Annotated in this window: 3 protein-coding genes and 1 pseudogene; 2 read left to right on the top strand and 2 right to left on the bottom strand. The window is 75.1% G+C overall.

The features are described 5' to 3' along the window. Window positions 1–281: 281 nt before the first annotated feature. Both ABZ449_RS41500 and ABZ449_RS41495 read right to left on the bottom strand, forming a co-directional pair. Window positions 282–1,686 (bottom strand): annotated as a pseudogene (locus ABZ449_RS41500) (SpoIIE family protein phosphatase); the annotation flags it as partial. A 188-nt stretch (window positions 1,687–1,874) separates the two neighbouring features. Further along, window positions 1,875–3,248, bottom strand: coding sequence for an FAD-dependent oxidoreductase (locus tag ABZ449_RS41495; RefSeq protein WP_360357188.1), 1,374 nt, complete (start codon window positions 3,246–3,248; stop codon window positions 1,875–1,877). A gap of 553 nt (window positions 3,249–3,801) precedes the next feature. On the opposite strand from ABZ449_RS41495, the gene ABZ449_RS41490 reads away from it, so the two are divergent. Next, window positions 3,802–4,677, top strand: coding sequence for a helix-turn-helix domain-containing protein (locus ABZ449_RS41490; RefSeq protein ID WP_360357186.1), 876 nt, complete (start codon window positions 3,802–3,804; stop codon window positions 4,675–4,677). A gap of 338 nt (window positions 4,678–5,015) precedes the next feature. Then, on the top strand, window positions 5,016–6,488 hold a 1,473-nt coding region (locus ABZ449_RS41485; RefSeq protein WP_360357184.1), incomplete at its 3' end, for a sigma-70 family RNA polymerase sigma factor.

Genomic DNA, 6,488 nt, shown 5'->3' with positions numbered 1-6,488 from the left:
CTCCGGGCTTCGTTCTTTCGTGTTTCCAGCTTATCAGATGTTTTCCGCTCCGTTTCCGGGGCTTCGTTCATCCAACTCGCCGGTGTCTTCCGGGGCTTGACGCCCTGTCCGACGTTTCAAACTCTAGCCGATCCCCGCTCCGAAAAGCGAATCCGACCGCAATCCGATAAACGCGCACACCGAATAAGCACCAGGCCGCAACGTGAAAACGACGAAGCGACCCGGCCCGAACCGGGAAGTGGTGTTTCAAGGGATTGGCTGCCCCGGGACCGTCCGCGCTGATGCGTGTCCGGTGCTCCCTGCCAGGCAGCTCGAAGAACACTAGACCTCTGGACTCGCCGAGTCAACCGGCGCAACCGAATTCTCGGCGCCCTCGTCCGCCGGCAGCTGGAAGGCCAGGACGGCGACGTCGTCGTCGTGCTCGGAGGTCACGCCCATCGCCCGCAGCAGCCTGGCGCAGATCACCTCGGGGGCGCCGACGGCTCCGGTCAGGGTGCGGGCCAGGAGGTCGAGGCCCTGGTCGATGTCCTCGTCCCGGCGCTCGACCAGTCCGTCGGTATAGAGGACGCCGGTGGTGCCGGGGAGCAGGCGCAGCGTGTGGGAGACGTGCAGGCCGTCGCCGGTGCCGAGCGGCGGGCCGTTCTGCTCCTCGCTGCGCAGGATGGTGCCGTCCGGGCAGCGCAGGAGTACCGGGAGGTGTCCGGCGGAGGCGTAGGAGAGGGTGCGGCGCCGCGGGTCCCAGACGGCGTAGGTGCAGGTGGCGATCTGGTTGGCGTCGATCTCCATGGCGAGGCCGTCGAGCAGGCGCATCACCTCGTGCGGGGGCAGGTCGAGGCGGGCGTAGGCGCGGACGGCCGTACGCAGCTGGCCCATGACGGCGGCGGCGCGCAGGCCGCGGCCCATGACGTCGCCGATGACGAGTGCCGTGCGCCCGCCGTCGATGGCGATGACGTCGTACCAGTCGCCGCCGACCGCGGCCTCGGCGCCGCCCGGCTGGTAGGTGGCGGCGACCCGTAGTCCGGCCGGCTGGTCGAGCTTCTGCGGGAGCAGGCTGCGCTGGAGGGTGACGGCGGCCTCGCGCTGGCGGCGCTCGGCCTCGCGCAGGCGGGCGGCGGCGAGGACCTGGTCGGTGACCTCGGCGGCGAAGATCAGCACGCCGGCGGGCGGCCCTTCGATGGGGGCGTCGCCGTTCTCCCCGGCGCCGAGCGGGACGCAGGAGACGTTGTAGTAGCGGTTGCCGGTGAGGCCGAGGATGCAGCGGGCCTTGACGCTGCGCGGGCGGCCGCCGCGGATGACCTGGTCCATCAGGGGCAGGACGCCCATGGTGGCGAGTTCGGGAAGCGCCTCGGCCGCCGGGAGGCCGGTGGGGCGTTCGCCGAAGAGTTCGCGGTAGGCGCGGTTGGCGTAGCCGAGCTGGTGGAGCGGGCCGTAGGTGACGGCGACCGGGGCGGGGATGCGGTTGAGGACCTCGCGCAGGTTCTGCGGCTTGTGCGGGTCGAGGAGCTCGGCGGTGGTGGCGGGGCCGCTCGGGTCGCGGGGGCCGGGCACGACGACGCCGTCGGGGCAGGGCGCACCGTCCTCGGTGCCGGTCCCGTTGGGCGGGAGGGCACGCCAGGGGACTCCGGCGAGCCGGGCGCTCCAGCGCATGAGGTTCAAACGACGGCCGCTTCCTCGTTTTCCAGGCATATCATCACTTTTTGTGTGCGCAGCAGCACACGGGGTAATGACCAGGTCGGGCTGATCCTGTCAGGCGGAGGCCCGGTTCCGGAAGTCGCGCGCCCGGCGTGGCCGTCCGTTCCGTCCTCCGCCCCACCATCCGACCCACCCTCCGGCCCGCCGTTCGGTCGGCCGCCGACCCCGGACGGAGGCCGTGGTCACCGGGCGGCATCCGGTCCGGCGTCGGGCGGCCGGCCGGGCATCCGGTCGAACCCGCTCTCGAAGGCCGAACGCGGGTGCTCCATCGCGCCCAGCGAGACCACCTCCCGGGAGAACACCCCGCCGAGCACCCAGTCCATCAGCACCCGCACCCGGCGCTCGGCGCTCGGCAGCCGCCGCAGGTGCCGGGCCCGGTGCAGCCACCAGGCCCGGCGGCCGGTGAGCCGGCCGCCGCGGCGGGTGTGCGCGACGGCCCGGCGCGGGCCGAGCGAGGTCGAACAGGCGGCGGGGCCGGGCCGGTAGTCGGCCAGCCCCGGGGCGTGCGGCCCGCCGTCCAGGGCGACCACGACGTTGCGGGCGAGCAGCTCGGCCTGGGCGAAGGCGTGCTGGGCGTTGGGGGCACAGGGGGCGCCGTCCGCGTTCGGGTCCGGCACGGCGGCGCAGTCGCCGGCCGCCCAGACGCCGGGCAGGGCCCGTCCGTCCGGCCCGACGGCCTGCAGGGTCGCCAGACATCGCACCCGGCCGAGGGTGTCCAGCGGCAGGTCGGTCTCGCGCAGCAGCGGGGCCGGCCGCACGCCCGCCGTCCAGACCAGGGTGCGGGCGCCGAAGCGGCTACCGTCGGAGAGCGCCACGACCCGGTCGGCGGCGGACTCCAGGGTGGTGCGCAGCCGGATGTCGACGCCGCGTTCGCGCAGTTCGCCGAGGGTGTGCGCGGCGAGTTCGGGCGACTCCTCGGCGAGGATCCGGCCGGTCGCCTCGACCAGCACCCAGCGCAGGTCCTCGGCGCGGACGTTGTGGTAGCCGCGCACGGCGGTGCGGGCCATGTCCTCCAGTTCGGCGAGCGCGCCGACACCCGCGTAGCCGGCGCCGACGAAGACGAAGGTGAGGGCGGACTGGCGCAGCGCCGGGTCGCGGGTCGCGGAGGCGAGGTCGAGCTGCTCCAGGACGTGGTTGCGCAGGCCCACCGCCTCGCCGACGGTGGAGAAGCCGAGGCCGTGTTCGGCGAGGCCGGGCACCGGTGCCGTGCGGGAGACCGAGCCGGGGGCCACCACCAGGACGTCGTAGGGCAGTTCGACCGGCGCGGGGGGTTCGCCGGGGCCCGCGGCGTCGGCCAGGGCGCGCCGGGCGGCGTGTTCGATCCGGGTGATCCGGGCGGTGAGCACCCGGCAGTCCGGCAGGACCCGGCGCAGCGGGACGACCACGTGTCTCGGGTCGATCGAGCCGGCCGCCACCTCGGCCAGCAGCGGGTGGTAGGTGAAGTAGGCCTGGGGCTCGACGACGGTGATCTCCACCTCTCCGCGCCGCAGCCGTTCCCGCAGGGCGCGCTGGAGGTGGAGTGCGGCGGCCGTTCCGGCGCAGCCGCCGCCGGCGATCAGGATCCTGATGGTGCACCTCCTGCCGATGCGACGTTTCGTCCCGGCCGCCCCGCGGCCGGGGGTGTCCCCCCATCACGCCCCCTATGAAGGACCGGCGGGGGTCGTCTTGTCCACAGTCCGTACGGGGCTGGTTGCGACACGAGTGACCGGCGTGGCCAGTTGTGCCTACTGGGCGACTTTCTGACGCACTTTCGGCCTCGGAGACTGGTGAACTATGGTCGGATTGTGTACCGGGGCGGCCGTCGCCATGACAAACGGCGGCGACGCACCGTGGAGCGGCCATTACGGCCAGTTCCAGCGTTGGCGTGAGAACCCGACTGGGGGACAGTCATCCGGGGAAGGGTAGTTCCCGGACAGGGCCCCGGACGGTGCCGACGCGCCGAGCCGGACGTGGACCCGGCACGGCGGCACGAACCGTGGTCACCGGAACGGGACGGGCGGCACGAGCGATGGGTCATCGGGTCATTTCTGACGGGCTGAGCTGCACCGGGGGGTGCGGGGGCGGGCGACGACAGGGTCCGGATTCGGACGCCTGCGGGGGAGAGTTGGGATGATGGATCAGGAGCAGGTGTTGGGGCGGGCGGGTGCACCGCAGGCCGGAACGGGCATGGTCCCCGAGCAACGCGGACCGGTGGACCTGCCGCCGCAGGGCGGGCCGGCGTACTCGCCGGTGGCGTACCGGACGGAACCGGTACCGGCCGCCGTGCCGGTGCCCGGGGCCCGGTTGCGGGTCGACGCCCGGCGGAACCTGGAGAGCGTGCTGCGGGCGGCCCGCGAGGTGTTCGGCGAGTTCGGCTACGGCGCGCCGATGGAGGAGGTCGCGCGCCGGGCCGGGGTCGGGGTCGGCACCGTCTACCGGCGCTTCCCGAGCAAGGAGGTGCTGGTCCAGCGGATCGCCGCCGAGGAGGTGGCATGGCTGACCGCGCAGGCGCGGGAGTCGCTGTACGGCGGTGACGGCGCCTGGGAGGCGCTGGCCGGCTACCTGGCCCGCGCGGTGTCCACCGGAGCCGGGCGGCTGCTGCCGCCGGAGGCGTTCCGGTACGCGGAGGAGCTGGGCCGGGTGCCCGAGCAACGGGCACCGGAGCCGCCCGCGGCGGTCCGCTTCGACCTGCGCGGCGAGGAGGCCCGCTCCGGCGGGGTGGTCGAGCCTTCGGCGGCCGACGCCGATCCCCGGCTGCTGCTCCAGCTGCTGGCCGCCCTGGTGGCGCGGGCCGGTGCGGCGGGCGAACTGCGGCCGGGCGTCACGGTGTCGGACGTGGTCCTGGTGCTGACCGCCTCGGTGCCGGTGCACGCGACCCGTCCCTCGGTCTCCGCGCCGGCAACCGGCGGTTTCTCGCCGACTTCTCCACAGACGGACAACCAGCCGCCCGCCGGGCCCCCGGACCGGCTGCTGCAGATCCTGCTGGACGGCCTGCGGGTGCGCTGACACCCGCCGGCCGGCCGGTCCGCCACGCCCGGCGGGTGCGGGAGTTGGAGGGAGGACCGGCGCGCGGCCCGGGTGCGCGCGCCGGGTGCGGGAGTCGCACACCCCGCTGCTCCACGCTGGGCGAACGCTCCCGCGACGGCCCCTCGGAGGAGTGGAAGGCGGCTGGTCCGGCTTCCGCCGATCCCTGCGCTATGCCATCCTTTGCCCGTGGTTGGAGCCAATGTCCCGATGCGCGCCGTTCGCGCGCCGTCGGCGCCGTACGTCGGGGAACCGTGCGCCTACGCACTCCCGTGCGCCCTGCCACACTACGGGGGCTGTCGTGGAATCTGGGGTCCGTTGTGAGCGCCGAGGAACAGAACGACTACGGGTACGGCCTCGACTTCGGGGGCCTCTCCGGTGATGCCGTCGAGGGGCCCGGCGCGGGCTCCTGCAGTCTCAGCGGCGCCGGCGGAACGGCCCAAGTGCCGGGCGCCGCAGCTGGTTCGGCCGCCGGACACGTCCCGGACCAGGCCGGGATGCCCAGCCGCGAGACGCTCTCCGCCTCCGCCGCCGCACTGCCCCCGGGCCGGGTGCCCGGACAGGCCCCGGCGGGCCGGGGCGGCGTCGCCCCCGAGGCGTTCGTCGGCGAACCGTTCACCGGCGACGGCCGGACCGCCCGGCCGACCGTCCCCGCCCCCGCCGATCCGGTGGACGGCGAGCGCCCCGCCTCCGACGCCGAGTTGACCGCCCGGGTGCGGGCCGGCGACGACACGGCGTACGAGGAGATCTACCGCCGGCACGCCGACTCGGTGCGCCGCTACGCGCGCACCTGCTGCCGGGACAGCTTCACCGCCGAGGACCTCGCGGGCGAGGTGTTCGCCCGCACCCTGCAGGCGCTGCGGGCGGGCAAGGGCCCCGAGTTCGCCGTCCGCGCGTACCTGCTGACCGCCGTGCGCAACGTCGCCGCCGCCTGGCACCGCAGCGAGCGCCGCGAGCAACTCGTGGACGACTTCGCCGTGTTCGCGCAGACCTCGGCCGCCGTGGTCGACGTCGACCTCGCCGACCCGGGCGCCGACGCCTGGGCGATGGCGATGGCCGACCAGCGGATGGTCATGCAGGCCTACGCCGAACTGCCCGAGGACGACCGGGTGGTGCTCTGGCACACCGAGGTCGAGCGGGAGTCCCCGAAGACCGTCGCGGTGATGCTCGGCAAGACCGCCAACGCCACCGCCGTCCAGGCCCACCGGGCCCGCGACCGGCTCGCCGCCGCGTTCCTCCAGGCGCACGTCTCGGGCAGCCAGGACAGCGCGTGCGAGGGGTACGCCAACCGGCTCGGGGCGTACGCGCGGGGCTCGCTGCGCAAGCGGGCCTCGGCGGAGGTCGGCCGGCACCTCAAGGAGTGCGACCGCTGCACGGCCGCCTGCCTGGAACTGACCGAGATCAACACCGGGCTGCGGGCCCTGCTGCCCGGCGGTGTGCTCGTCTGGATCGGCGTCGGAGGGTTCAGCGCCGCCGCGGCCGCCGTGGGCGGTGTCGCCGCCGTCGGTGGCGCAACGGCGGCCGGGACGGCCGCCGCGGCCTCCGGGTCCTCGGGAGCCGCGGGGGCCGCCGGTGCGGCCGGTGCGGGTGCCGCCGGATCCGCCGGGGCGGGCTCCGGTGGGGCGGGAGCCGCCGCGGCCGGAGAGGGCCTGGGCACCGCCGCCAAGGCCGGGATCGCCGCCGCCATCGCGGTGGCCGCTGCCGCCGTCGCCGCGTACGCGCTCACCGGCACGCCGGAGCCGATGCCCCCGGCGGCCGCTCCCCCGGCCCCCAGCGCCGCGGCCCCGGCCGCC

This window comes from Kitasatospora sp. NPDC005856, from assembly GCF_040629945.1.
In the GTDB taxonomy this organism is placed as follows: Bacteria; Actinomycetota; Actinomycetes; order Streptomycetales; family Streptomycetaceae; genus Kitasatospora.
Note: the sequence above shows the minus strand (reverse complement) of the source record. Positions and strands in the feature narration are given on the sequence as shown.

What these genes read in the sequence shown, in the direction of transcription:
- ABZ449_RS41490 (WP_360357186.1), top strand. Translation starts at nt 3,802, where the DNA reads ATGATGGATCAGGAGCAGGTGTTGGGGCGGGCGGGTGCACCGCAGGCC.